An 822-nucleotide genomic window follows, 5' to 3' on the forward strand; every position below is an offset into this window, starting at 1 on the left:
GGCTGCCCTCGCTGGTGGCCGCGGACCGGCCCAGCGGCACCCGGCTGTCGGGCGATCAGCTCTCGCGGCGCTTCGGCGACGGGCTGGATTTCGAGCAGATGCGCCTCTACCAGCCCGGCGAACCGGCGGCGCGCATCGACTGGCGCACCTCGGCGCGGCTCGTCGAGCCGGTGGTGCGCGTGCACCGCGAGCCGGCACAGCGTCAGGCTCACCTGATCATCGACGGCGGGTCGGCGATGCGGTTCGGCACCCGTCGCCGGCTCAAGCTCACGCAGGCGTTGCTCGCCGCCCATGCCTTCGCGGCCGGGGCGTTGCGGCAGAACCTCGCCGTGGACGTTCACGCCATCGGCGAGTCGCTCTGTCCCGGCGCGCACGCCGCCGGGCCGGTGACTTTCCGGGCGAGCATCCTGCAACGTCTCGCTGAACTGGCCGAGGCTGCCGGGGCAAGCGACCGGAATGTCGCCGCGGTCGACTGGGCCGGGTTGCGCCAGCGACTTGCCCAGCGGCTGCCGATCGGTTCGGTGATCGTGGTGCTCTCCGATTGCCTGGCGGATACCGGTCCGGGACGGGCGATCGACTGGGCGCCGCTGGCCGCGAATCATCACCTGATCGTCGTCTCGGTCAGCGACCGGGTCGAACTGGCCATGCCCGACATGGGCCTGGCCGCGTTCCAGTCCGGCAGCGGCCTGCGTTGGCTGGACACGGGCAACCGACGCTGGCGCGATCGCTTCGCCCAGAACCAGCGCGCCGCCCTGGCCGATTGGCGCGAGGCGGCCGAGTCGCTGGGCGCCGCCTTCCTGCCGCTGGCGGCCGACGCCGAGC

1 protein-coding gene is annotated in these 822 nt (G+C 73.1%); it reads left to right on the plus strand.

All coding sequences use genetic code 11. From position 1 onward, the window contains the following. On the plus strand, positions 1 to 822 hold an 822-nt coding region (locus FAZ79_RS11305; RefSeq protein ID WP_169303695.1), incomplete at both ends, for a DUF58 domain-containing protein.

This window comes from Guyparkeria sp. SB14A (assembly GCF_005096345.1).
GTDB lineage: Bacteria > Pseudomonadota > Gammaproteobacteria > Halothiobacillales > Halothiobacillaceae > Guyparkeria > Guyparkeria hydrothermalis.